Origin of the sequence: Actinotalea fermentans (assembly GCF_007991475.1) — a bacterium.
Classification (GTDB): domain Bacteria; phylum Actinomycetota; class Actinomycetes; order Actinomycetales; family Cellulomonadaceae; genus Actinotalea; species Actinotalea fermentans.
In genome coordinates this window covers 423,114-446,762 of sequence record NZ_BJYK01000001.1, presented here as the reverse complement: position 1 = coordinate 446,762, position 23,649 = coordinate 423,114, and the positions used below count along the sequence as shown (strand labels likewise).

24 protein-coding genes are annotated in these 23,649 nt (G+C 73.1%); 14 read left to right on the top strand and 10 right to left on the bottom strand.

Features of this window, described 5'->3' with window-relative positions; translation table 11 throughout:
* Positions 1-58: 58 nt before the first annotated feature.
* Together AFE02nite_RS02085 and AFE02nite_RS02080 are read left to right on the top strand one after the other, a co-directional pair.
* Positions 59-1,966 carry a DEDD exonuclease domain-containing protein gene (locus AFE02nite_RS02085; RefSeq protein WP_052113515.1) on the top strand — a complete coding sequence of 636 codons (1,908 nt, stop codon included), beginning with the start codon at positions 59-61 and terminating at the stop codon, positions 1,964-1,966.
* A 40-nt stretch (positions 1,967-2,006) separates the two neighbouring features.
* Positions 2,007-2,288: an Lrp/AsnC family transcriptional regulator gene (locus AFE02nite_RS02080; RefSeq protein ID WP_034244421.1), complete on the top strand. Its 282-nt coding sequence runs from the start codon at positions 2,007-2,009 to the stop codon at positions 2,286-2,288.
* A gap of 108 nt (positions 2,289-2,396) precedes the next feature.
* Here AFE02nite_RS02080 and trpD read toward each other — a convergent pair whose 3' ends face one another.
* On the bottom strand, positions 2,397-3,488 hold the full coding sequence (trpD, locus tag AFE02nite_RS02075; protein ID WP_034244423.1) for an anthranilate phosphoribosyltransferase: 1,092 nt from the start codon (positions 3,486-3,488) through the stop codon (positions 2,397-2,399).
* Positions 3,485-3,922, bottom strand: a complete 438-nt coding sequence (locus AFE02nite_RS02070) for a response regulator (RefSeq protein ID WP_052113512.1) — start codon at positions 3,920-3,922, stop codon at positions 3,485-3,487. The genes trpD and AFE02nite_RS02070 overlap by 4 nt, the downstream gene beginning before the upstream one ends.
* 160 nt (positions 3,923-4,082) lie before the next feature.
* Here AFE02nite_RS02070 and ctaE point away from each other — a divergent pair, with 160 nt between their 5' ends.
* From ctaE to AFE02nite_RS02045, 5 genes are all read left to right on the top strand, one after another.
* On the top strand, positions 4,083-4,718 hold the full coding sequence (ctaE, locus tag AFE02nite_RS02065) for an aa3-type cytochrome oxidase subunit III (RefSeq protein ID WP_034244426.1): 636 nt from the start codon (positions 4,083-4,085) through the stop codon (positions 4,716-4,718).
* Positions 4,719-4,752: 34 nt separating this feature from the next.
* Positions 4,753-5,532 (top strand): cytochrome bc1 complex diheme cytochrome c subunit, encoded by a 780-nt coding sequence (gene qcrC / locus AFE02nite_RS02060; protein ID WP_034244429.1) that lies wholly within the window; start codon positions 4,753-4,755, stop codon positions 5,530-5,532.
* Positions 5,529-6,569: a cytochrome bc1 complex Rieske iron-sulfur subunit gene (gene qcrA, locus AFE02nite_RS02055; protein WP_034244431.1), complete on the top strand. Its 1,041-nt coding sequence runs from the start codon at positions 5,529-5,531 to the stop codon at positions 6,567-6,569. Before qcrC ends, qcrA begins: the two co-directional genes overlap by 4 nt.
* A complete protein-coding gene (gene qcrB / locus AFE02nite_RS02050) occupies positions 6,566-8,281 on the top strand; it encodes a cytochrome bc1 complex cytochrome b subunit (protein ID WP_052113513.1) in 1,716 nt (571 codons plus the stop codon). The genes qcrA and qcrB overlap by 4 nt, the downstream gene beginning before the upstream one ends.
* A gap of 81 nt (positions 8,282-8,362) precedes the next feature.
* Positions 8,363-8,992: a superoxide dismutase gene (locus tag AFE02nite_RS02045; RefSeq protein WP_034244434.1), complete on the top strand. Its 630-nt coding sequence runs from the start codon at positions 8,363-8,365 to the stop codon at positions 8,990-8,992.
* Positions 8,993-9,067: 75 nt separating this feature from the next.
* Here AFE02nite_RS02045 and AFE02nite_RS02040 read toward each other — a convergent pair whose 3' ends face one another.
* Complete coding sequence (locus tag AFE02nite_RS02040) at positions 9,068-10,039, bottom strand: helix-turn-helix transcriptional regulator (protein ID WP_034244437.1); 972 nt, start codon at positions 10,037-10,039, stop codon at positions 9,068-9,070.
* A gap of 63 nt (positions 10,040-10,102) precedes the next feature.
* Here AFE02nite_RS02040 and AFE02nite_RS02035 point away from each other — a divergent pair, with 63 nt between their 5' ends.
* Positions 10,103-11,314, top strand: a complete 1,212-nt coding sequence (locus AFE02nite_RS02035; RefSeq protein ID WP_052113514.1) for an epoxide hydrolase family protein — start codon at positions 10,103-10,105, stop codon at positions 11,312-11,314.
* Here the strand turns inward: AFE02nite_RS02035 and AFE02nite_RS02030 are convergent.
* From AFE02nite_RS02030 to ctaC, 3 genes are read right to left on the bottom strand one after another with little or no spacing between them, the layout of a single operon-like run.
* Positions 11,289-11,687 carry a cytochrome c oxidase subunit 4 gene (locus AFE02nite_RS02030; protein WP_034244440.1) on the bottom strand — a complete coding sequence of 133 codons (399 nt, stop codon included), beginning with the start codon at positions 11,685-11,687 and terminating at the stop codon, positions 11,289-11,291. The two genes, AFE02nite_RS02035 and AFE02nite_RS02030, sit on opposite strands and share 26 nt — an antisense overlap.
* A complete protein-coding gene (gene ctaD / locus AFE02nite_RS02025; protein WP_034244443.1) occupies positions 11,684-13,498 on the bottom strand; it encodes an aa3-type cytochrome oxidase subunit I in 1,815 nt (604 codons plus the stop codon). Before ctaD ends, AFE02nite_RS02030 begins: the two co-directional genes overlap by 4 nt.
* Positions 13,498-14,346: an aa3-type cytochrome oxidase subunit II gene (gene ctaC / locus AFE02nite_RS02020; RefSeq protein ID WP_261765369.1), complete on the bottom strand. Its 849-nt coding sequence runs from the start codon at positions 14,344-14,346 to the stop codon at positions 13,498-13,500. The genes ctaD and ctaC overlap by 1 nt, the downstream gene beginning before the upstream one ends.
* A gap of 222 nt (positions 14,347-14,568) precedes the next feature.
* On the opposite strand from ctaC, the gene AFE02nite_RS02015 reads away from it, so the two are divergent.
* Entirely contained in the window at positions 14,569-15,693 is a 1,125-nt protein-coding gene (locus tag AFE02nite_RS02015) for a cysteine desulfurase family protein (protein WP_186814447.1), read from the top strand.
* Between the two features lie 88 nt (positions 15,694-15,781).
* Here the strand turns inward: AFE02nite_RS02015 and erpA are convergent, their stop codons facing one another.
* Both erpA and AFE02nite_RS02005 read right to left on the bottom strand, forming a co-directional pair.
* Positions 15,782-16,132, bottom strand: coding sequence for an iron-sulfur cluster insertion protein ErpA (erpA, locus tag AFE02nite_RS02010; protein ID WP_034250042.1), 351 nt, complete (start codon positions 16,130-16,132; stop codon positions 15,782-15,784).
* A 196-nt stretch (positions 16,133-16,328) separates the two neighbouring features.
* On the bottom strand, positions 16,329-17,522 hold the full coding sequence (locus tag AFE02nite_RS02005; protein WP_146818983.1) for a glycerate kinase family protein: 1,194 nt from the start codon (positions 17,520-17,522) through the stop codon (positions 16,329-16,331).
* A gap of 85 nt (positions 17,523-17,607) precedes the next feature.
* Between AFE02nite_RS02005 and nadA the strand changes: the two genes are divergently transcribed.
* Genes nadA through AFE02nite_RS01985 form a run of 4 tightly spaced genes read left to right on the top strand, consistent with a single transcriptional unit; the run spans position 17,608 to position 21,192 of the window.
* The gene (nadA, locus tag AFE02nite_RS02000; RefSeq protein ID WP_034246304.1) at positions 17,608-18,801 is read left to right on the top strand and encodes a quinolinate synthase NadA; all 1,194 of its coding nucleotides are present in this window, start codon (positions 17,608-17,610) and stop codon (positions 18,799-18,801) included.
* Between the two features lie 39 nt (positions 18,802-18,840).
* Positions 18,841-19,440, top strand: a complete 600-nt coding sequence (locus AFE02nite_RS01995) for a DJ-1/PfpI family protein (RefSeq protein ID WP_034246306.1) — start codon at positions 18,841-18,843, stop codon at positions 19,438-19,440.
* A gap of 45 nt (positions 19,441-19,485) precedes the next feature.
* Positions 19,486-19,887 (top strand): acyl-CoA thioesterase, encoded by a 402-nt coding sequence (locus AFE02nite_RS01990; RefSeq protein WP_146818982.1) that lies wholly within the window; start codon positions 19,486-19,488, stop codon positions 19,885-19,887.
* A 27-nt stretch (positions 19,888-19,914) separates the two neighbouring features.
* Positions 19,915-21,192, top strand: a complete 1,278-nt coding sequence (locus AFE02nite_RS01985; RefSeq protein WP_052113697.1) for an acyltransferase family protein — start codon at positions 19,915-19,917, stop codon at positions 21,190-21,192.
* Here the strand turns inward: AFE02nite_RS01985 and AFE02nite_RS01980 are convergent.
* On the bottom strand, positions 21,176-22,573 hold the full coding sequence (locus AFE02nite_RS01980; protein WP_146818981.1) for a dipeptidase: 1,398 nt from the start codon (positions 22,571-22,573) through the stop codon (positions 21,176-21,178). The genes AFE02nite_RS01985 and AFE02nite_RS01980 overlap by 17 nt on opposite strands.
* Positions 22,574-22,613: 40 nt before the next feature.
* Here AFE02nite_RS01980 and AFE02nite_RS01975 point away from each other — a divergent pair, with 40 nt between their 5' ends.
* Entirely contained in the window at positions 22,614-23,216 is a 603-nt protein-coding gene (locus AFE02nite_RS01975) for a DUF3043 domain-containing protein (protein ID WP_034246307.1), read from the top strand.
* Here the strand turns inward: AFE02nite_RS01975 and AFE02nite_RS01970 are convergent.
* Positions 23,213-23,584, bottom strand: coding sequence for a hypothetical protein (locus AFE02nite_RS01970; RefSeq protein ID WP_034246312.1), 372 nt, complete (start codon positions 23,582-23,584; stop codon positions 23,213-23,215). The genes AFE02nite_RS01975 and AFE02nite_RS01970 overlap by 4 nt on opposite strands.
* Positions 23,585-23,649 lie beyond the last annotated feature (65 nt).

The following is a 23,649-nucleotide window of genomic DNA, read 5'->3' as shown; positions in this document are numbered from 1 at the left end:
GCGGGTCGCCCGGCGTGGGACCCACCGGGCTGTCGGTGGCCCGCACTACCGTCGGGCCATGCTCGGCACCGGCCTGACGTCCCCGGCCGGCTCCGTGCCCGGACGGCCCACCACCACGCCACGGCCGACGCCCGGGACCGCGCTCCCCGTGCAGCCGACGTTCGACGACGTCGGCACGCCGCTGTCGGACGTCACGTTCGTCGTCGTCGACCTCGAGACCACCGGCGGTACGCCGGCCACGGCGGGCATCACGGAGATCGGCGCCGTCAAGGTCCGGGGCGGCGAGGTGCTCGGCGAGTTCCAGACGCTCGTGGACCCGGGCGGACCCGTCCCGCCGTTCATCGCGGCGCTCACCGGCATCAGCACGTCGATGGTCCGCGGCCAGCCCCGCATCGAGCAGGTGCTCCCGGCGTTCCTGGAGTTCGTCCGCGGGACCGTGCTGGTCGCCCACAACGCGCCCTTCGACATCGGCTTCCTCAAGGCGGCGGCACGCGAGCACGGCTACCCGTGGCCCGGCAACCAGGTCGTGGACACGGTCGCCCTCGCACGACGCGCGGTCTCGCGCGACGAGGTGCCCAACCACAAGCTCGCGACGCTCGCCGCGTTCTTCCGCGCCGCCGTGACGCCGGAGCACCGGGCGCTGGCCGACGCGCGGGCCACGGTGGACGTGCTGCACGGCGTGCTGGACCGGCTGGGTCCGCTCGGCATCACGCACCTGGAGGACCTGGCGACCGCGGCCGACCCGGTTCCGGTCGGACGGCGCCGCAAGCGGCACCTCGCCGACGGCCTCCCGGACGCCCCCGGCGTCTACCAGTTCCGCGGGCCGGGCGGCGAGGTCCTCTACGTCGGCACCGCGACCTCGATCCGCAACCGCGTGCGCAGCTACTTCACGGCCGCCGAGCACCGCCGCCGGATGGACGAGATGGTGGGCCTCGCCGAGCAGGTGGTGCCGATCGTGTGCGGCACGGTGCTCGAGGCGCGCGTCCGCGAGCTGCGGCTCATCGCCGAGACCTCCCCGCGCTACAACCGGCGGTCGCGGGCCCCGGAGCGTCTGCCATGGGTCCGCCTGACGGCAGAGCCGTACCCGCGCCTGTCGATCGTGCGCCAGGTGCGGCCCGACGGCGGCCCGCGGCCCGGCGAGGCGGAGGCGCACATCGGGCCGTTCTCGGGCCAGGCCGCCGCCCGCGCCGCGCTGGAGGCCCTGCAGGTGACCTTCCGGCTGCGTCAGTGCACGCGTCGGTTGCCCCGCGTGCCGGACGCCGCCGCCGGCGCGTGTGCCCTGGCGGACATGGGACGGTGCGGAGCGCCCTGCGTCGGCGGCCAGGACGAGCAGGGCTACGGGGACGTCGTCGCCCAGGTTCGCCAGGCGATGCTCGTGGACCCGCGCCCGGTCGTCGAGGTGCACGCGGCCCGGATCGCTGCGCTCACCGCGGCTGAACGGTTCGAGGAGGCGGCCGAGTGGCGGGACCAGCTCGACGCCTTCCTGCGCGGCGCGGCACGTGCCCAGCGGTCCCGACGGATCTCGCACCACGCCCAGCTCGTCGCGGCCCGCCCGCACGAGCAGGGTGGCTGGGAGATCGTCGTGGTCCGGCACGGCCGGTTGTGCGCGACCGTGACGACGCCCGCAGGGGCCGACCCGCGGCCGGCCATCGACGCGCTGCTCGCCACCGCGGAGGAGGCCACCATGCCCACGCTGCCGGCCTCGGCCGCCAGCCCGGAGGAGACCGACCTCGTCCTGCGCTGGCTGGAGCAGCCCGGTGTGCGCCTCGTCGAGGTCGGCGAGGGCTGGGCCTGCCCGGTCCGCGGCGCCGAGGCGTACCGCCACCGCGCGGGCGACGGCACCGGCCTGGCCGCGGCCCTGCGCCGGGTGGCCGCCGAGTCGGCGACCACCGCGCCCGGCGTCGACGGGGCCGGTCCGGCCCGCACCGACGCGCCCGTGCACACCGGTGCCGACTCCGCGGCATGATGGGCACCACGCCGTACGCGACCCCGGAGGGCCACCGACCATGATCACCGCGATCGTCCACATCGACACCGACCCCGGCCGCATCCCGGAGATCGCCGCCGAGGTCGCCGAGGTGGCCGGCGTCTTCGAGGTCTACTCCGTCACGGGCGAGGTCGACCTCATCGCCATGGTGCGGGTGCGCGAGCACGAGCAGCTCGCCGACGTGATCGCCGACCGCATCAGCAAGGTGCCCGGCGTGCTGCGCACGCAGACGTACATCGCGTTCCGTTCGTACTCGGCGCACGACCTCGACGCCGCGTTCGCCCTCGGCCTCGAGGACTGACCGGCCCCTGGTCGGGGCCCCGCGAGCCGCGCCCGGCGCGTCGATCGGGCCTGGTCGTCAGGCCTGATCGTCCCTCAGGCCTGATCGTCCGTCAGGCCCGGTCGTCCGTCAGGCCTGGGTCGCGGCGACCCATCGCTGCAGGACGGCGTCCGCGCGGCCGTCGTCGATCGCGGCGGTCGCGGCAGCCAGGCCGGCGCCCAGCCGGTCCACGAGCGAGGCGTCGTCCGACGCGTCGGCACTCCCCTGCACCGCGCTCGCCTGGACCGCGAGCCCGGCCGCTGCGTTGAGCAGGACGGTCTGGCGCACGGCGGCCGGCGCGCTGCCCGCGAGGACCTGACGGGCGACGTCGGCGTTGGAGCCCGCGTCGCCGCCGCGCAGGTCCGCGACGGTGACGGCGTCCAGCCCGAGGTCGCGGACCGGGTCGAGCTCGTGCTCGGTCACGCGGCCGTCCCGGACCCACCAGAGCCGGGCCGGCCCCGTCGCCGCCAGCTCGTCGAGCCCTTCGTGCCCGCGGAACACCAGGGCGTCGCGTCCTCGCGCCGCGAGGACGCCGGCGATGAGCGCAGCCAGCCGTTCGTCCGGGACGCCGATGGCGGAGGCGGCCGGCTGGGCGGGGTTGGTCAGGGGCCCGAGGACGTTGAAGGCCGTGGGCACGGCGAGGCCCTTGCGGACCGGACCGGCGTGTCGCATGGCCGGGTGGAAGACCGGGGCGGGGCAGAAGGTGATGCCCACCTCCTCGGCGATCTCCGCCACGCGCGCGGGCGGCAGGTCGACGCGCCCGCCGAGAGCCTCGAGGACGTCGACGTTGCCGCTCGCCGACGAGACGGCCCGTCCGCCGTGCTTGACCACGCGGGCGCCGGCGCCGGCGGCGACGAACGCCGCCATCGTGGAGATGTTCACGGTGCGGTGCAGGTCCCCGCCCGTGCCGACGATGTCGAGCGTCGGCCCGGGCACCGTGATCCGGTGCGCGTGGGCGAGCATCTCGTCGACGAGGCCGCCGATCTCCGGAACGGTCTCACCCTTGGCCCGCAGGGCCACGAGGAACCCCGCCAGCTGGATGGGGCTCGCCTCGCCGGCCATCACCTGGCCCATGGCCCAGCGGGTCTCGTCGGTGGTGAGGTCGCGGGCTGCGAGGAGGGTCATGAGCAGGCCCGGCCAGGTCGGTGGCGTCGGCGGCCGGTCGGCTGGAGCCGACGTCATCGCGCGCCCTCCACCGACGCCCGGAGCAGGCTGGCGACGGTCTCCTGGAGCTCCAGCGGGTCGAGCGGCCGCGCGATCATCGCGTCGGCGTCCGACCACGAGGCGAGCCACGCGTCCTCGCGCCGGCCGAGCAGCACGAGCACCGGCGGGCAGCGGAAGACCTCGTCCTTGAGCTGGCGGCACAGGCCCATGCCACCGGCCTTGCCCGCCTCGCCGTCGAGGATCAGCAGGTCGAACGTCTCCGACTCGACCTTGGCGACCACCACCGGCGCCGTGGCGACCTCGACCCACTCGATGCGGGGCAGGTCCTTCGCCGCACGGCTGCCGACACCCAGCAGGACCGCCTCGCGGGTCTGGGGGTGGTCGCTGTACAGCAGGATCCTGCAGACGGGCTCGACATCAGTGCCTTCGGCCACGTCCCACTCGTCGCGCATCTCGCCTCACTCGTCGTCGTCCGGACTCGTCGCATCTTCGCACGGACCCCGGTGACGTGGTGGCACCTGGCCGGCGGCGAGAAGACCCGGCGAGAACGTTGATCAAACTCGCCCACGCGCGGTGTAGGTCCTTAGTCCCATCGTCAGCCATAATGGCGGCGTGTCGACAACGACGGCGGTCACCGCCCGCCCCCATCTGAGCGTGAACCGCCCGAACCCTGTGTCGGTCGGCACCATCGTCTGGCTCGCCAGCGAGCTCATGTTCTTCGCCGGGCTGTTCGCGATGTACTTCACGACGCGCGCCGCCCTGCCGGAGCTGTGGGCCGAGCAGACGGCGAAGCTCAACCTCACCTTCGCCGCCATCAACACCACGGTGCTCGTCCTGAGCTCCGTGACGTGCCAGATGGGCGTCTGGGCCGCCGAGCGCTTCCAGCCCCGCCGGGCCGGTTCGCTGCTCCAGGTGAGCCGGTGGGGCATGCAGGAGTGGATGACCCTGACGTTCCTCATGGGTGCCGCGTTCATCGGCGGCCAGGTCTTCGAGTACGCCGAGCTGGTGGGTCACGGCGTCGCGCTGGACTCCGACCCGTACGGGTCGGTGTTCTACCTGGCCACGGGCTTCCACGGCCTGCACGTCGTCGGCGGTCTGATCGCGTTCCTCATGCTCCTGGGCCGGTCGTTCGCCGCCCGGCGCTTCGGCCACCACGAGGCGACGACGGCGATCGTCGTCTCGTACTACTGGCACTTCGTCGACGTCGTCTGGATCGCGCTCTTCGGTGCGATCTACCTGATCCGGTGACCGGGCCGCTCCCGAGAAAGCCGAGGACCGCTGCGTGAAGGCGATCGCTGACCGACGGCACCACCGGATGGCTCCGGTGGTGCTCCTCCTGCTGGCCCTGCTGCTGACGGGCGCGGTGTACGCCGCCCTCAGCCCGACGCCGGCCGAGGCCACCGCCGCGTCCGAGGACGACATCGCCGCGGGTGCGGCGCTCTTCCGGACCAACTGCGCCACGTGCCACGGGCCGGGCGCCGAGGGCCGCGACGGCTACCCGTCCCTCATCGGCGTGGGCGCCGCCGCCGTCGACTTCCAGGTCTCCACCGGCCGGATGCCGATGCAGGCGACCGGCCCGCAGGCGCCCGCCAAGCCGCCCGTGTTCGACGAGGAGCAGATCGCCCAGCTCGCCGCGTACGTGGCCTCGCTGGCACCGGGACCGTCGATCCCGACGGCCGACCAGGTCGACCCGGCCGGCGGCGACGCCGCCAACGGCATGGCCCTCTTCCGCACGAACTGCGCGATGTGCCACGGCTCCATCGGGCGCGGCGGTGCGCTCACCGAGGGCAAGTACGCACCCTCCCTGGGCGGCAGCACGCCGACGCAGATCTACGAGGCGATGCTGACCGGCCCGTCGTCCATGCCGGTGTTCAACGACGCGAACATCACCCCCGAGGAGAAGCAGGACATCATCGCCTTCCTCGAGGAGCAGAAGCAGGGCTCCCCCGGCGGCACGGACCTCGGCGCCGTCGGCCCCGTGTCCGAGGGGCTGTGGGTCTGGGTCGTCGGGATGGGCCTCCTGCTCGGGGCCGCCGTCTGGATCGGAGCGAAGTCGGCATGAGCACGGAGCACAGCCAGTCCACCGAGCTGACCGCGGCCGCGACGCACCGCGACGTGGCCGGGCCGCTCCCCGAGCGGTTCGAGAACCCCGGCCTCGAGCCGCACCGGCCGCGGCTGACGGACGAGGACCCGGGCGCGGCGCGTCGGGCCACCCGCCAGGTGGCCGCGCTCTTCGGCGTGTCCGTGCTCGGCACGATCGGCGTCATCGTCGCCCACGTGGCGTTCCCCCCGGGTGACAGCGTCGCGAGCATGCGGACGTCGAACCTGCTCCTGGGCGCGGCCCTCTTCCTCTCGCTCATCGGCATCGGCACCGCGGCCGTCCACTGGGCCAAGACGCTCATGTCGGACCACGAGGTCGTCGAGGCCCGGCACCCGCAGAAGAGCTCGCCCGAGGTGCGCGAAGGCGCCATCGCCGTCCTGCGTGAAGGTGCGGAGGACTCCGGCATCGCACGCCGCGGTGTCCTCAAGGGCGCGATGATCTCCGCCCTCGCCCTGTTCCCCCTGGGCCTGGCCGTCCCGCTCATCGGCGAGGTGGGCGGCGACTGGAACGTCGGCGCCTTCCGGCACACGATGTGGAAGCGCGGCACGCGCCTGACCCGCGACCCCTCCGGCACCCCGATCAAGGCCGAGGACGTGACCGTCGGCTCGGCGTTCCACGTCATCCCGGACGGGCTGCGCGAGCAGGAGCACTGGATCGAGGAGAAGGCCAAGGCCGTCGTCCTCATGGTCCGGCTCGACCCGGCAGACCTGAAGTCCGAGCAGGGCGAGGGCTGGTCGTACGACGGCATCGTCGCGTTCTCCAAGATCTGCACCCACGTCGGCTGCCCGGTGGCCCTCTACGAGCAGCAGACGCACCACCTGCTGTGCCCGTGCCACCAGTCGACCTTCGACATCGCCGACGGCGCCCGCGTCGTCTTCGGCCCGGCGTCCCGGCCGCTGCCGCAGCTGCCGATCACCGTCGACGACGAGGGCTACCTCGTGGCGCAGAGCGACTTCCACGAACCGATCGGGCCGAGCTACTGGGAGCGTCTGAAGTGAGCCAGAACACGACCCAGAGCCGGGGCGCGACGGCCGCGGCGGCGACGGCGGACTACCTCGACCAGCGCACCGGCATCGGCATTGCCGTCAAGAACTTCGCCCGCAAGGTCTTCCCCGACCACTGGTCGTTCCTGCTCGGTGAGATCGCGCTCTACTCGTTCCTCGTGCTGGTGCTCACGGGCATCTTCCTCACGTTCTTCTTCGTGCCGAGCATGGGGATGACGGTGTACGAGGGCCCGTTCGCGCCGATGGACGGCGTGGAGATGTCCGAGGCGTTCGCGTCGGTGCTGAACATCTCGTTCGAGGTGACGGGCGGCCTGCTCATCCGGCAGATCCACCACTGGGCCGCGCTGCTGTTCATCGCGGCGATCGTCACCCACATGATGCGGGTGTTCTTCACGGGCGCGTTCCGCAAGCCCCGCGAGGTCAACTGGCTGGTCGGCTTCGTGCTGATGCTGCTGGGCCTGGCCGCGGGCTTCTCCGGCTACTCGCTGCCCGACGACGTCCTGTCCGGCAACGGCCTGCGGATCGCCGACGGCGTCGCGCGGTCCATCCCGATCGTCGGCAGCTACGCGTCCTTCCTGCTCTTCGGCGGCGAGTTCCCCGGCGAGGTGATCATCCCGCGCCTGTACGCGGTGCACATCCTCCTGGTGCCGGGCCTGATCCTGGCGCTCGTCGGGCTGCACCTGCTGCTCGTGGTGCTGCACAAGCACACGCACTACGCGGGCCCGGGCCGGACCGAGCGCAACGTCGTCGGCTATCCGCTCTTCCCCGTGTACGTGGCCAAGGCCGGCGGCTTCTTCTTCATCGTCTTCGGCGTGCTCGCCCTCATGGGCGCCACGATGACGATCAACCCGGTCTGGAACTACGGGCCGTACGACCCCTCCCCCGTGTCCGCGGGCGCCCAGCCCGACTGGTACATGCTCTTCCTCGAGGGCGGCCTGCGCCTGATGCCCGGACAGGGCACCGAATGGGTCATCGCCGGGTTCACCATCCCGATGAACATCCTGGTCCCGGGCGTGATCATCCCCGGGCTGCTGTTCACGGTGCTGGGCGCGTACCCGTTCGTCGAGGCGTGGGTCACCGGGGACCGCCGCGAGCACCACATCGCCGAGCGTCCCCGCAACAACCCGGTCCGGACGGGCGTCGGCGTCGCGACGCTGACCGCGTTCTTCGTGCTCGTGGTCGCGGGCTCGAACGACATCCTCGCGACCCACTTCGGGCTGTCGATCAACGACATCACCTGGGTGCTGCGCGTCGCCCTGATCGTCGCTCCGCCGGTGGCCTTCTGGGCGACCAAGCGGATCTGCCTCGGCCTGCAGCGCAAGGACCGCGAGCTCGTGCTGCACGGGCACGAGACGGGGCGCATCGTGCGCTTCGCCTCGGGCGAGTACATCGAGGTTCACCGCCCGCTCGACGAGTACGAGCGGTGGGTCCGTGTCGCGCACGAGCCGAAGCGCCCGGTCGCGCTGCTGCCGGCGTACGACGAGCGTGGCGTGCGTCGCAAGGGCTACCGCCGCGACGCGCTCCGGGCCCGCGTGTCCCGCATCTTCTTCGAGGACCGCGTGGACCCGGTCACGCCCGCCGAGCTCGTCGCCGCTCAGGCGCACGGTGAGCACGACGCGCTGCCGAGCGCGTCGGCGGAGCCCGTCGGGGCCCTGCCGGCGGCCGAGGCCGCCGTCGACCGGGGAGCCGACGCGCACCAGGCGTGATCTTGGTCCAGAGTGGGGAATGCCTCGCCTGTCGGCGAGGTTCACGCGAAGGACGACAGTTCGCTACTGACCGGAGGATCCATGGCTGAGTACACCCTGCCCGACCTGCCCTACGACTTCGGGGCCCTCGAGCCGCACATCTCCGGCCGGATCATGGAGCTGCACCACGACAAGCACCACGCGGCCTACGTGACCGGCGCGAACCAGACGCTCGAGAAGCTGGCCGAGGCGCGCGACAAGAACGACTTCGGGTCCGTGATGGGCCTGGAGAAGACGCTCGCCTTCAACCTGGGCGGGCACGTCAACCACTCCGCCTTCTGGCAGAACCTGACCCCGGAGGGCGCCGGGCGCCCCGACGGCGAGCTCGCGGCCGCCATCGACGAGTACTTCGGCTCGTTCGAGGCCTTCGCAGCCCAGTTCGCGGCCGTGGCCACGAGCATCCAGGGCTCCGGCTGGGCGATCCTCGCGTGGGACTCGATCGGCCAGAAGCTCATCACGTTCCAGCTGTACGACCAGCAGGGCAACATCCCGCTCGGCGTCGTGCCGATCATCCTGCTCGACATGTGGGAGCACGCCTTCTACCTGGACTACGTCAACGTCAAGGCGGACTACGTCAAGGCGTGGTGGAACATCGTCAACTGGGCCGACGCCGCCGAGCGCTTCGCCCGCGCACGCACGCAGACCGCGGGGCTCATCGTCCCGGCACTCTGAGGCTGCGCCACCGCGCCGAGAGACCCTCGAGAGGCCCTGGTCCGTCGGACCGGGGCCTCTCGGCATCTCCCCCGCTCACGCCGTCAGCGGGCGCCGCGCGGCGGCACGGCGATACCGCTCGCCCAGCTGGGCCACGTGGGCGACGAGCTCAGGCGGCTCGAGCACCTCGAAGTCGACCTCCAGGAAGCCCAGGTAGGTGGCCAGAACGGGAAGGCTGTCGGCCCCCGTCCGGAACTCGCAGGTCGACTCGTCGACAGCCTCCAGCGTGCCCATCGCCGAGGTCACCCGATCCTTGAGGGTCTCGAGCGGTGCGTGCAGCAGGATCCGCGCGTGGTGCTGCCACACCGCTTCCCGGACGCTGCGCTCGACGTACCCGCCGACATCCGGCTCAGGGGGCTCACGGTGGGCGAAGCGCGGGCCGTTCGGCGTCCGCACCTCCATGCGGTCCACCCGGTACGTGCGCCAGTCGGCGCGATCGACGTCCCAGCCGAGGAGGTACCAGCGCCGGTGCACGTGCACGAGCCGGTGCGGCTCAGTGTCGCGACGGGTGACCTCACCCTGGTACGAGGTGTAGTCGAAGCGCAGCCGCTCACGGTCGTGCGTCGCGGCGGCGATCGCCGTCAGCGTCTCGACCGAGACGCTCGGACCGGGAGCGGGGACCCCGACCATCGCCGCCGCCAGGCGCCCGATCCGGTGGCGCAGGCGCGACGGCAGGACCTGGTCGAGCTTGGTCAGGGCCTGGACCGAGGCTTCCTCCAGCCCGCCGACGCCGCCCGTGACCGACGAGCGCAGCCCGACGGCGACGGCGCACGCCTCGTCGTCGTCGAGCAGCAGCGGCGGGAGGGCCGTCCCGGCGCCGAGCCGGTAGCCGCCCGCGCGGCCGGGCGCGGAGTCGATCGGGTAGCCGAGCTCGCGGAGCCTGACGACGTCGTTGCGCACGGTGCGCTCGCCCACGCCCAGGCGCGCTGCGAGGTCCTGCCCACTCCACTCGCGGCGGGCCTGGAGGAGCGTCAAGAGCTGGAGGAGACGGGCTGAGGTCGAGAGCATCCACCCAGCATTGCCCAGATATCAGGAACGCGATGTTCCGCAGAGGTTCCTAGCGTCGACGTCATGAACACATCGATCAGGCCCTTCACCCTCGACATCCCGCAGGTCGAGCTCGACGATCTGCGCCACCGGCTCGCCCGAACCCGCTGGGCGCCCGAGATCCCCGGCGTGGGCTGGGAGCGCGGCGTGCCCGTCGCGTACCTGCGCGAGCTGGCCGACTACTGGCGCGACGGCTTCGACTGGCGCGCCCAGGAGCGGCGCCTCAACGAGCTGCCGCAGTTCACGACGACGATCGACGGTCAGGAGATCCACTTCTTCCACGTGCGCTCCCCCGAGCCCGACGCCCTGCCGCTGCTCGTGAGCCACGGCTGGCCCAGCACGCCAGTGGAGTTCGCGCGCATCGTGGGACCCCTCAGCGACCCCAGGGCCTACGGGGGCGACCCCCGGGACGCGTTCCATCTCGTCGTTCCCAGCCTGCCCGGCTTCGGACTCTCGCCTGCGGTGACGAGCACCGGATGGGGCCTGCCCCGCACGGTCGACGCCTACGCGGAGCTCATGCGGCGGCTCGGCTACGACCGGTACGGCACGCAGGGCGGCGACATCGGAGCCGGCGTCGCGGGGATGCTCGCCGGCGTCGCGCCCGAGGCCGTCGTCGGCGTGCACATGAACGGGCCGACAGCCTTCGGGGCGATCCCCGCGGACCTCGAGCTCGACGAGCGCGACCGGGAGCGGGCGCGGCGCTCGGCCGAGTTCGAGGCCACCGGCTCGGGCTACCTGGCGCTCCAGGCGAACCAGCCGTCGACGATCGGCGCGGCACTGCAGGACTCCCCGGTCGCGCAGCTCGCGTGGATCGTCGAGAAGTTCCAGGCGTGGACGGACCAGCGCAAGGCGCTCCCCGAGGACGCGGTGGATCGCGACCAGCTGCTCACCTCCGTGAGCGCCACGTGGTTCAGCGGCGGCGGCGCCGGCTCCGCGCACTTCGTGTACGAGAGCATGCATGCCGACATCGCCTGGACGGCGCCGGGCGACGACGACGCCTCGTCCGGCTGGCAGGACGGTCCCGCCGTGCCCGTCGGCGTCGCGGTGTTCGCCGCGGACACCTCGATCAGGGCGCTCGTCGACACGGGCAACGTGGTGCGATGGACCGAGTACGACGCCGGCGGTCACTTCCCGGCGATGGAGGTACCCGATCTGTTGGTCGGCGACATCAGGGCGTTCTTCGCCACGCTCCGACGGCCGGACGAGGGTGCTAGTGGGCGTGCTGCCCGCGGCTGAACTCGAAGACCCAGCCGATGAGCGCCAGGGCACCCAGGACCACGCCGATGCCGACGAGCCACCACCCCACGGCCAGGCCGAGGAACACCAGCGCCGCACCGCCGGCGCACGCGACGGGCCACCAGCTGCCGGGGCTGTAGACGCCCTGCTCGCCGGCGCCCTGGGCGATCTCACCGAACGGGTCGTCCTCGGGCCGCGGGTCGATGCGGCGCGCGACGAGGGCCAGGTACATGCCGATCATGCCGACGAGGGCGCCCACGAGGGCGAGGGCCACGACGCCGACCGGCTCCCACTCGCTCCACCAGCCGTACCCGACGGTGACGACGACGAAGAAGGGGACCAGCGCGAGGAACAGCCGTGCCTCGAACTTCATCGAGCGCTCCCCTCGTCGTCGTCAGCGGGTCGCTCGGCGACGATGGTCGTTCCGGACTGCTCAGGACGGGCGTCGCCCGTGGCGAGCCGGTCCCGCGCGGCCGAGGTCTGTCCCCTGCGGTCGGCCTCCCAGTCCAGCGGGCTGCCGGCGTCGGGCTCCACGTGGTCCATCGCCGCCACCTCGGGGTGGTGCAGGTCGAACGCGGGGCGCTCGGACCGGATGCGCGGCAGGGAGGCGAAGTTGTGGCGCGGCGGCGGGCACGACGTCGCCCACTCCAGCGAGTTGCCGTAGCCCCACGGGTCGTCGACGGTGACCAGCGGGCTGCGCACGCTGCGGTACACGTTCCACAGGAACGGCAACGTCGAGGCGGCCAGCAGGAAGGAGCCGATCGTCGAGACCTGGTTCATCCACGTGAAGTCGTCCTCGACCGCGTAGTCGCCGTACCGACGGGCCATGCCCACCACGCCCAGCCAGTGCTGGATGAGGAAGGTCATGTGGAAGCCGAAGAACAGCAGCCAGAAGTGCAGCTTGCCGAGGCGCTCGTCGAGCATCCGCCCGGTGAACTTGGGCCACCAGAAGTAGAAGCCCGAGAACATCGCGAAGACGACCGTCCCGAACACGACGTAGTGGAAGTGCGCCACCACGAAGTAGGTGTCGGTCACATGGAAGTCCAGCGGCGGAGAGGCCAGGATCACGCCGGTCAGGCCGCCGAACAGGAAGGTCACCATGAAGCCGATGGCCCAGAGCATGGGCGTCTCGAAGGTGAGCTTCCCTCGCCACATCGTGCCGATCCAGTTGAAGAACTTCACTCCCGTCGGGACGGCGATGAGCATCGTCATGAGGGCGAAGAACGGCAGGAGGACCGCGCCGGTGGCGTACATGTGGTGCGCCCACACCGTGACGGAGAGCGCGGCGATCGAGATGGTCGCGTAGATGAGGCCCTTGTAGCCGAAGATCGGCTTGCGGCTGAAGACCGGGATGACCTCGGAGATGATGCCGAAGAACGGCAGGGCGATGATGTAGACCTCGGGGTGCCCGAAGAACCAGAACAGGTGCTGCCAGAGCACCGCGCCGCCGTGCTCCGGGTCGAAGACGTGCGACCCGAAGCGGCGGTCGGAGCCGAGCGCGAACAGCGCCGCGGCCAGGGGCGGGAACGCCATCAGCACGAGCAGGCTCGTCACCAGGGTGTTCCAGGTGAAGATCGGCATCCGGAACATGGTCATGCCCGGTGCGCGCATCGTGATGATGGTCGTGATGAAGTTGACGGCGCCCAGGATGGTGCCGAAGCCCGTCAGCGCCAGGCCGAAGACCCACAGGTCACCGCCGACGCCGGGCGAGTAGGTGGTGGTCGACAGCGGCGCGTAGGCGAACCAGCCGAAGGACGCGGCGCCCTGCGGGGTGAGGAAGCCACCCGCGGCGATGAGGCCGCCGAACAGGTAGAGCCAGTACGAGAAGGCGTTCAGCCGCGGGAAGGCCACGTCCGGCGCGCCGATCTGCAGCGGCATGAGCACGTTCGCGAAGCCCGCGAAGAGGGGTGTCGCGAAGAGCAGCAGCATGATCGTGCCGTGCATGGTGAAGAGCTGGTTGTACTGCTCGAGGCTCTGCACCACCTGGATGCCCGGCTCGAAGAGCTCAGCCCGGATCACGAGCGCCATGAGGCCACCGAGGCAGAACCACACGAACGACGTGACCAGGTACATGTACCCGATCGTCTTGTGGTCGGTGGTCGTCACCCAGCGGATGACGGCGCGGCCGAGGCTGCGCTGCGGCACTGCGGTCAGGGCCGGTGCTGGCTGGGCCAACGCCGTCATCAGGCCTCCCCGGTCGGGATCGTGTCGTCGTCGCCGCGGAAGGTCTCGCGGTCGAGCTCGGGCCCGAGGCGGCCGGTCTGGCCGGCCTCACGCAGCTCCGAGATGTGCGCCTGGTACTCCTCCTCGGAGACCACGGCGACGGTGAAGAGCATCCCCGAGTGGAACTCCCCGCAGAACTCGGCGCACTTGCCCTCGTAGACGCCTTCGCGGGTCGGCACGACCTGGAACGTGTTGGTCTGGCCGGGGAACATGTCGAGCTTGTACAGGAAGGCCGGCACCCAGAACGAGTGGATGACGTCGCGCGACTCGAGCCGGAACTCCACCCTCTGGTTGACGGGCAGATACAGCGTCGGCACCTCGTCCAGGCCGTCGGGCGACTCGACGCCGTCGGGGGCGCCGACGTCCGAGGCGTGCACCCCGGAGTCCCACACGTCCTCGTCGAGGTAGTTGAAGTCCCAGCTCCACTGCTTGCCGTAGACCTCGACGACCACGTCCGGCTCGGCCGAGACGTCGGTGATCGCGTCGATGTCTCGTGCCGTGTACACGAAGAACACGCCGATCATGAGGATCGGCAGGACGATGTACATGACCTCCAGCGGCACGTGGTAGCGCAGCTGGACCGGCAGGACGTCGTCGTCCTTGCGCTTGCGGTAGACCGTCACGGCCCACAGCACGAGGCCCCAGACGATCACCCCGACGACGAGAGCGGCGATCCACGAGCCCGTCCACAGGCTCGTGATCCGCTCGGTCATGTTGGTGACCTCGCCGTCCGAGTACCCGGGCAGGAACCCGCGGCTGACCTGCTCGCTCGAACAGCCGGCCAGCACGAGCGTGCTGGCGGCAGCCACCGTCGCGAGACGGACCCGCGAACGGCGTGGGCGGCTGCGGTCGCTGTCCACACTGACCTCACATTCGACGCGTCGGGGCGCGACAGGAAGCATGCGCGCGATCAGGACTTTGGTCCTGGCCGGGCCAGCGTACCGCGCGGCTGCGGGCATGTCCGCTCATGATCTTCTTTGGTCCCCAACGCGTGTCGTCCCGGTTCTATGCCAGGGCGTTAGCGTGACGGCGTGGAACGCACGTACCTGGATGCGGGCGGCCGCGCGCCCGTGCACCCCGCGGCCCGCGAGGCCTACCTTGCGGCCCTCGACGAGGGCTGGGCCGACCCGGGCCGGCTGCACGCAGAAGGGCGTCGCGCCCGGCTGCTCCTGGACGCCGCGCGGGAGTCGTTGGCCGAGGCGCTCGGCGCGCGCCCGCAGGAGGTGCACCTCACCCCGTCGCACACGGCGAGCCTGCACCTCGCCGTCACCGGCGCGGCCCGCGCCCGACGCCGGACCGGGCGGCGCGTCGTGACGTCCGCGATCGAGCGCGGCGCCCTCCTCGCGGCCGCCCGCGCGGTCGACGACGAGGCCACCACGGTGCCCGTCGACCGGAGCGGACGCGTCGACCTCGAGGCCTGGCGGGCCGCCGTGACGCCGGACGTCGCGGTCGCGGCGCTCCAGCACGCCAACGGCGAGGTCGGCACGGTGCAGCCGATCGCCGAGGCGCACGAGGCCGCCAGGCGGGCCGGCGTCCCCCTGCTCGTGGACGCCGGCGCGAGCATCGGGCACGCACCCGTCGAGCCGGCATGGGACCTCCTGGCGGCCGACCCGCCGGACTGGGGCGCGCCGGCCGGCGTCGGGGTCCTGGCGGTGCGGACCCGCGTGCGGATGTCCCACGGTGGGCCCGAGGACGAGGACCCGTGGGCACCCGGCGGCGTCAGCGTGCCCGCCGCCCTGGCCGCCGCGGCCGCCCTGCGCGCGGTCCTGGCGGACGCCCGCGAGCCGGACCCGCGGCGCGCGCTGGTCGACCAGATCCGCCAGCGGGTGCTCGACCAGGTCCCCGACGTGGATGTGGCGGGCGACCCCGCGCACCGCCTCCCCCACGTGCTGACGTTCTCGTGCCTGTACGTCGACGGCGAGGCGCTCGTCACCGAGCTCGACCGACGCGGGTTCGCCGTCGGCTCGGGCTCCGCGTGCACCTCGAGCTCGCTGCAGCCGAGCCACGTGCTGGCCGCGATGGGCCTGCTCACCCAGGGCAACGTGCGCATCGCCCTGCCCCGCGAGGTCGACGCCGGCGCCGTGGCCCGGTTCTGCGACGAGCTCCCCGCCGCCGTCGCCGGCGTCCGCGCGATGGTCGAGGCGACCGGCCGGTAGCCCGCAGACGCCGAAGGCCCGCGCCACCGAGGTCGACCTCGGTGGCGCGGGCCTTCACGGCGTGAGGCGTCGCCTCACGCGTCAGGTCTCAGGCGAACGAGCCGCCGCACGCGCAGGAGCTGCCGGCGTTCGGGTTGTCGATCGTGAAGCCCTGCCGCTCGATCGTGTCGGCGAAGTCGATCGTGGCGCCCTCGAGGTAGGGCACGCTCATCCGGTCGACGATGACCTCGACGCCGTCGAAGTCGCGCGTCGCGTCACCGTCGAGCACCCGCTCGTCGAAGTACAGCTGGTAGATGAGCCCCGAGCAGCCACCGGGCTGCACGGCGACCCGCAGGCGCAGGTCGTCGCGACCCTCCTGCTCGAGCAGGGAGCGCACCTTCTCGGCGGCGACGTCGGTGAGCTCGACGCCGTGGGTGGCGGTCTGGGTGGTCTCGGTCATGCTCTCTCCATCGTCGTGGCCGTCACTGCCCGCTGGCACTGCCGTCGTGGGCCGTCACTACAGCCAACACACGGTCCGGGCCGGTTCTTCCAGCGTACGCCGCCCGGGGCCGTGCGGCGTGGGCGTCGGGCGCGTCTGGACGTGAGGATCCCACGCGATGACGACGCCGCCCGGGGTACTCGGTCCCCCGTCTCGCTCAGGCCTGCGGCGACCAGGTGCGCGCGACGCGCTCGACACGCGCGGCGAGCGTGCCCGCCGGGTCGGCGAGCGAGGCGGGGAGCTGGTCGGGCCGCTCGACCACGGAGTACGCGCCGCTGACGCCCGCGGCGCCCCACTCGCGTCGGCCCACGAGGACCTGCCCGGCCACGACGATCGTCGGGACCCCCCGCCCGAGCGCCACCCCGGCCACGGCCGAGACGACCTTGCCGTGCAGCGACTGCCAGTCGAACGACCCTTCACCCGTCACGACGACGTCCGCCCAGGCCACCGCCTCCGCGAGCCCGACGGCGTCCGCCACGACCGCGGAGCCCGGGAGCAGCCGCGCACCGAGCACGGCGAGGCCGAAGCCGAGGCCACCCGCGGCGCCCGCGCCCGGCAGCCCCGCCCACCGCGTGCGCCCGGACGCGCCGGGCGCCGCGAGCAGCGGCCGGCCGGCGCCCGACGGGGATGCCGGCGGCACGTCGCGGTCGCCGAGGAGCGCGGCCAGCTGGCCGAGCGCCCGCTCCAGGTCCTGGGCCTGCGCCGGCGACGCGCCCTTCTGCGGCGCGAACCCGGCGCTCGCCCCGTGCAGCCCCAGCAGCGGTACGTCGACGTCGGTGGCCACCACGAGGTCCATGCCGGCGACGGCCGCGCGCGCCACCGGGAGATCGGCGACGTCGGCCGCCGTGAGCGCGCCCAGCGCTCCCCCACCCGCGCGGAGAGCCGGGGCGCCCATCCCGAGGGCCGCGAGCATCCCCGCGCCGCCGTCGTTCGTGCCGGACCCACCGAGCCCGACCACCACGCGCGCCGCGCCGAGGTCGCGCGCCGCGAGGAGCAGCTCCCCGACGCCCGCGGACGTGGTCGCCGTCGGGTCGCGGCGCTCAGGCGGGACGAGGTGCAGACCGACGGCCTGCGCGGACTCCAGGTAGACGGTGGGGCCGCCCGGCCCGTCCACCCGCAGGAGCGCCGCCGGGACCGGCTGACCGAGCGGACCCGTCACCGTGACGGGCACGAGCTGCCCACCCAGGGACGCGTTGAGGATGGCCACGAACCCCGGACCGCCGTCGGCGAGCGGGAGCGTCCGCAGCTCGTCCGAGGGCGCCGTGCGGCGCCACCCGTCAGCCATCGCCTCGGCCGCCTGGACGGCCGTGAGGGTTCCGCCGAAGGAGTCAGGGGCGAGGAGCACGCGCACGGGACCATCCTGCCGTGGCCGCGGGACGCACCCGACCGCGCACCGGTCCCGGCGCCGCCGTCGGCATCATGGGAGGATTGCTGCCATGACCGGCCAGACCACGTTCGCCGAGCCGTCACCCTCCGCGCTGCTGCTGCTCGGCCGCGGCGCGGACCTCGCCTCCGAGCGGGGCGTCGAGTGTCCCGGCGACCTGCCGGCACCCAGCGATCCCGCGCTCACCGAGCGGGCCCGGGCCGCCAAGGAGGCGCTCGGTGACCGGGTGTTCGTGCTCGGACACCACTACCAGCGCGACGAGGTCATCGCGTTCGCGGACGTGACCGGCGACTCCTTCAAGCTCGCGCGTGAGGCGGCTGCGCGCCCGGAGGCCGAGTTCATCGTCTTCTGCGGCGTGCACTTCATGGCGGAGTCGGCGGACATCCTCACCTCCGACGCCCAGCAGGTCGTGCTCCCGGACCTCGCGGCCGGGTGCTCGATGGCCGACATGGCCGCCATCGACCAGGTCGAGGAGGCCTGGGCGGTGCTGGACGACGCCGGCGTGGCCGACCGCACCGTCCCGGTGACCTACATGAACTCGTCCGCGGCGATCAAGGCCTTCACGGGCCGGCACGGCGGCACGGTGTGCACCTCGTCGAACGCCCAGGTCGCGCTGCGCTGGGCGTTCGAGCAGGCCGGCGGCGTGGACGGCGACGGCAAGGTCCTGTTCCTGCCCGACCAGCACCTGGGCCGCAACACCGCGGTGCTCCAGCTCGGCATCCCGCTCGAGCAGTGCGTCGTGTTCGACCCCCGCCGGCCCGACGGCGGTCTCACCGCCCAGCAGCTGGCCGACGCGCGGATGATCCTGTGGAAGGGCCACTGCTCGGTGCACGGCCGCTTCTCGGCGCAGAACGTGGCCGACGTCCGCGAGCGCGTGCCCGGCGTGAACGTGATCGTCCACCCGGAGTGCAAGCACGAGGTCGTCACCGCCGCGGACCACGTCGGGTCGACCGAGCACATCATCAGGGCCCTCGAGGCGGCGCCCGCCGGCTCGGCCTGGGCCATCGGCACCGAGCTCAACCTGGTCCGCCGGCTCGCCGCGCAGCACCCCGACAAGCAGGTGCACTACCTGGACTCGACGGTGTGCTTCTGCTCGACCATGAACCGGATCGACCTGCCGCACCTGGTCTGGACGCTCGAGTCGCTCGTCGAGGGCCGGGTGCCCAACCGCATCGTGGTGGACGCCGACGACGCCCACTGGGCCCGCGTGGCGCTCGACCAGATGCTCGCGCTGCCCGGCATCTAACCCCTTGGCGTCCGCGCCGAGGTGCGGCACCCTGGCGCCGTGACGACCGACCGACCACTGCGCGTGGGCATCTTCGTCTTCGACGACGCCGAGGAGCTCGACGTCGTCGGGCCGTACGAGGTGCTGGCCTCCTGGGCCCAGCACAGCCCGCTGCGTCCCGAGGTGGTGACCTTCTCCACCGACGGCGCCGGCGTCCGGCTCGCCAAGGGACTGCGCGTCGTCCCCGACCTCTCCGCGGAGGACGTCGGCCCGCTGCACGTCCTGGTCTACCCCGGTGGGCGTGGCACCCGCCGGCTCGCCACGGACTCCGAGCACCTCGCGTGGGTGCGCGCGATGCGGGCCCGCACCCCGCTCATGACGTCGGTGTGCACGGGCGCGCTCGTCTACGCGGCGGCGGGTCTCCTCGCCGGCCGCGCGGTGACCACGCACTGGAGCGCCTTCGACGAGCTGGCCGCGCTCGACGCCTCCACGCTGCCGGACCACGACGCGCGCTTCGTCGACGACGGGGACGTCGTGACGTCGGCCGGCGTGTCCGCCGGCATCGACATGGCCCTGCACCTGGTCGCACGGCTGGAGTCCGTCGAGATGGCCAGGGGCGTGCGACGCGGCATCCAGTACGACCCGGCGCCGCCCGTCTGACGCGATGGCACCGCACGCGTCCGGCCACGTCGCGAAGGCCGTCAGGTGAGCCGCCAGCTGCACCTCGCCCGGCTGACCGCCCGGCCACGGGCCGCGATCCCCGGTCAGGGCCTCTTCGACCCATCGGTGACGCACCTGCGCGTGCACCCCGGCGACCTCGACGTCTTCCGGCACGTCAACAACGGCGTCTACCTGCAGATGATGGACGTCGCCAGGACCAACCTCATCGCCGACCTGGGCGGCTCCGCGCTCCTGCGCGAGCGCGGCTGGTACCCCGTCGTCGCGTCGTCGACGGTCTCCTACAAGCGCTCGCTGCGCCTGTGGCAGAGGTTCACGATCACGTCCCGGGTGCTCGGCTGGGACCCGCGCGTCGTGTACGTGGAGCAGGAGTTCACGCGCGCCGGCCAGCACGTGGCGCGCGCCAGGGGACGCAAACGGCCCACCTGACCGGACGCGATCGGCTAGCGTCCCGCCGTGCCCGACGCGCCCGCCCCGCTCGCCCCGACCGCGACCGCAGCGCCGCCGTTGGCGACCACCGACCCGACCGACCGCGCGTCCCGCATCGCCGGCGCGGACGGCCTGCGCGCCCTCGCGGCGCTGTGGGTGGTCGGCTCGCACCTCTTCCAGCGGCTGGCGCCCCAGCCGGGCTCCTGGGTGGAGGACGTCCGCCTGGTCATGATGAAGGGGCCGTTCGGCGTCTCGATCTTCTTCGTCCTGTCGGGGATGCTGCTGAGCGCCCCGTTCTGGCGGGCCTACCTGACCGGCCGACCGTTCCCGCGCATCGGGCACTACACGCGGCGCCGCGTGGCGCGGATCCTGCCCGGCTTCTACGCGAGCCTCGCGGTGAGCTCGGTCGTCGCCCTGGCCCTGGTGCCGGACGCGCCGTACCGGCTCGTGCGGCTCCTCGCAGGAGTCACGTTCACCTCCGGATTCCACTGGGCGACGTTCTTCCCGGTCCCGCTCAACGGGCCGCTGTGGTCCATCGGCTTCGAGGTCGTCAGCTACGTCCTCATGCCGCTGGCCATGTGGGGGCTGTTCCGGCTGCACCGCCGGAGCACCCGGATCGCCGTGGCCTACTGGGTCGCCGTCATGGCGGTGGTCGTGGGCGCGAACCAGTGGATCGTCACGACGCTCGTGCCGTCCGCCGAAGGCCGGGGCTGGCAGTACGGCGACGTCGGCGGCGCCAAGGAGTGGATGCCGTCGTACAACCCGGTGGGCTTCTTCGCGCACTTCTGCCTCGGCATCGCTGCCGCCGCGGCGATCACCTGGTGGCAGCTGCGGCGCGACGGCCGTCGGCACTGGGGGTTCGACCTCCTGGCGGCGGCAGGCCTCGGCGGCGCGGCCTGGCTCGTGTGGGTCAACCGGGAGCCGGCCGAGCCGCTGTACCTGACGAACTACCAGGGGCAGCCCTACCTGTTCCCGTGGTTCGCCGGGCTGGTCGCGGTGGCGCTGGTGGGGCTCGCGCACTCCCGCGTGCTCGGGCGCCTGGCCGACAACCGCTTCGCCCGCTTCACGGCGCGGGTCAGCTTCGGCATCTACATCTGGCACTACCTGCTCATCAGCGTCGTCGAGCACTACAGCGACGGCGGGCTCGCCTACGGCGCGATCACCGATCCGGGGACGCACCTGGCCGTCTCCGCGGCGATCGTCGCCGTGACGTACGCGATCGCGACCGCGTCCTGGCGCTGGATCGAGCGCCCCGCCCTCACGTCCCGCTGGGCGCGCGGCGGGGCGGTCAGGCCAGGCTGCTGAGCAGGAGCGCCTCGGCGAGCACCGCCTTCTCGAGCTCGGCGAGGTGGACCGACTCGTTCTCGCTGTGCGCCCGCGAGTCCGGGTCCTCCACGCCCGTGACCAGCACCGTCGCGCCCGGGAAGACCTCGAGCAGGTCGGCCACGAGCGGGATCGAGCCACCCAGGCCCACGTCCACGACGTCGGCGCCCCACGCCTGGGAGTACGCCGCCCGCGCGACCTGGGCCAGAGGCGAGTCGGCCGCACCTGCCCAGGGCCGGCCGAGCTCGCCGTCGGTCACCGTGACGCGCGCGCCGAACGGCGCGTGCTGCGTCAGGTGCGCCGTCAGCGCGGCGAGCGCATCGGCGGGCTCCTGTCCCGGCGCGATCCGCAGCGAGATCTTCGCCCGCGCGCTCGGCGCGAGCGTGTTCGAGGCGTGCGCGACGCTGGTGGCGTCGATGCCGATGACCGACAGCGCAGGCTTGGTCCACAGCCGCGCGGCGATCGAGCCGGTGCCGGCGAGCGCGGTGCCCGGGAGCAGCGCAGCGTCGGCGCGGAAGTCGGCCTCGTCGTAGTCCACGACGGGGTCGGCGGCCTCGACGAGACCCGCCACGGCCACGTCACCGGCGTCGTCGTGCAGCGTCGCCAGGAGGCGTACCAGGAGCGTCGTCGCGTCCAGGATCGGCCCGCCGTACATGCCCGAGTGCAGCGCGTGCTCCAGGACGGCGACCTCGACCTCGCAGTCGACGAGGCCACGCAGGCTCGTGGTGAAGGCCGGGACCCCGACCTTCCAGTTCACCGAGTCGGCGAGGATCACCAGGTCCGCGGCCAGGAGGTCGCGGTGCTCACGCAGGAAGTCGCCGAAGGTGGGCGAGCCGACCTCCTCCTCCCCCTCGACGAAGACCGTGACGCCCACCCGCAGGTCCTCGCCCAGCGCGCGCAGGGCCGCGACGTGCGCGACGACGCCGGCCTTGTCGTCGGCCGCGCCCCGGCCGTACAGCCGGCCGTCCCGCTCGGTCGGCTCGAACGGCGAGGTCGCCCACACCGCCTCGTCCCCGGGCGGCTGGACGTCGTGGTGCGCGTAGAGGAGCACGGTCGGGGCGCCGTCGGGCGCGGGTCGCCGGGCGACGACCGCGGGCCGGCTGACGAGCCCGTCGGCGCGGGTGGCGGTGAGGATGCGCACGTCGGGCAGCACGCCGCGCAGCAGGTCGGCGACCGCCTGCGCGCTGCGGGTCATCTGGGCCGGGTCGAACGCCGGGTTCGACACCCCCGGGATCCGCACCAGGGCGGCGAGGTCCTCGCGCGCCTGGGGCCAGCCGTCCCGGACCCGCGCGCGGAGCGTGTCCACGTCGGCGCCGGTCGTGTCGGCAGGGGTGGGCTGGGTGGGGCGGGCGTCATCGGTCACGGCCCACAACCGTACCCGCGTGCTCGCGTAACCTTGGCCCGTGCCCCCCAGCAAGCGAACCCCGACGTCGCCGCCCGCCGAGCCCGAGTCGACCCACCCCGGCAAGGGGCGGCCGACGCCCACGCGCAAGGAGGCCGAGGCGGCGCGCCGCCGGCCGCTCGTGCCCGACACCCGGGGCGACGCCAAGGCGCGCAAGGCGGCCACGCGGGCGCAGCGCATGCGCGAGCAGCAGGCGATGATGGACGGCGACGAGCGCTACCTGCCCGCGCGCGACAAGGGCCCGGTCCGCCGGATGGCGCGGGACGTCGTCGACGCCCGGCGCAACTTCGGCGACTACTTCGTCTGGTACGCCATGGGCCTGCTGGCGGCGATGTTCGTCATCGCGGCGCTCGCGCAGAGCATCGGTGAGCAGACGGCGTTCTACCTGCTCCAGGGCCTGAACCTGGCGACGATCGGCGTGGCCGTGGCCGCGGCCGTCGACGGCTGGCTGCTCTCCCGCAAGCTGCGCAAGGCGCTCGACGCGCGCTTCGGCGCCGAGAAGGTCGTGCGCGGCACCGTCATGTACGGGGTGCTGCGCGCGTACCAGATGCGCCGGATGCGCATGCCGAAGCCGCAGGTGGCCCGCGGCCAGCAGCCGCGCTAGGCGTCCGTGGCGGGCGGCGACGCCACCCGGCCCTCGTCCTGCCCGCGCGTCTGCGCGCGGGCATCGGGGCGCACGTAGGCCCACACCTCGCCGCGTTCCAGCACCAGCGGGGCATCCGGAGCCGCCTGCCGCAGGAGCACCTGCGACAACCACCGGCCCGCGAGCTCGACGCCGACCTGCACCCCCGCGGCCTCGGCCAGGTCCTGCTCGACGGCGCTCGGCGCGCCGTCGTAGACGAACCTCGTCCAGACGACGGGCAGCTCCACCTGCACCGCGACCGCGCGCAGCGCCGGCGTCACCCGGTGCTCGATCGCACGCCGGACGGCCGCCAGGCCGTCCGCACCCTCCGCCTCGCGCGAGCGCCTCATCGCACCCCCTTCCGGCCGTGCTCGACAGGGCCCTTCCGCTGCATCGGCAGGTCGAATCGATTCGG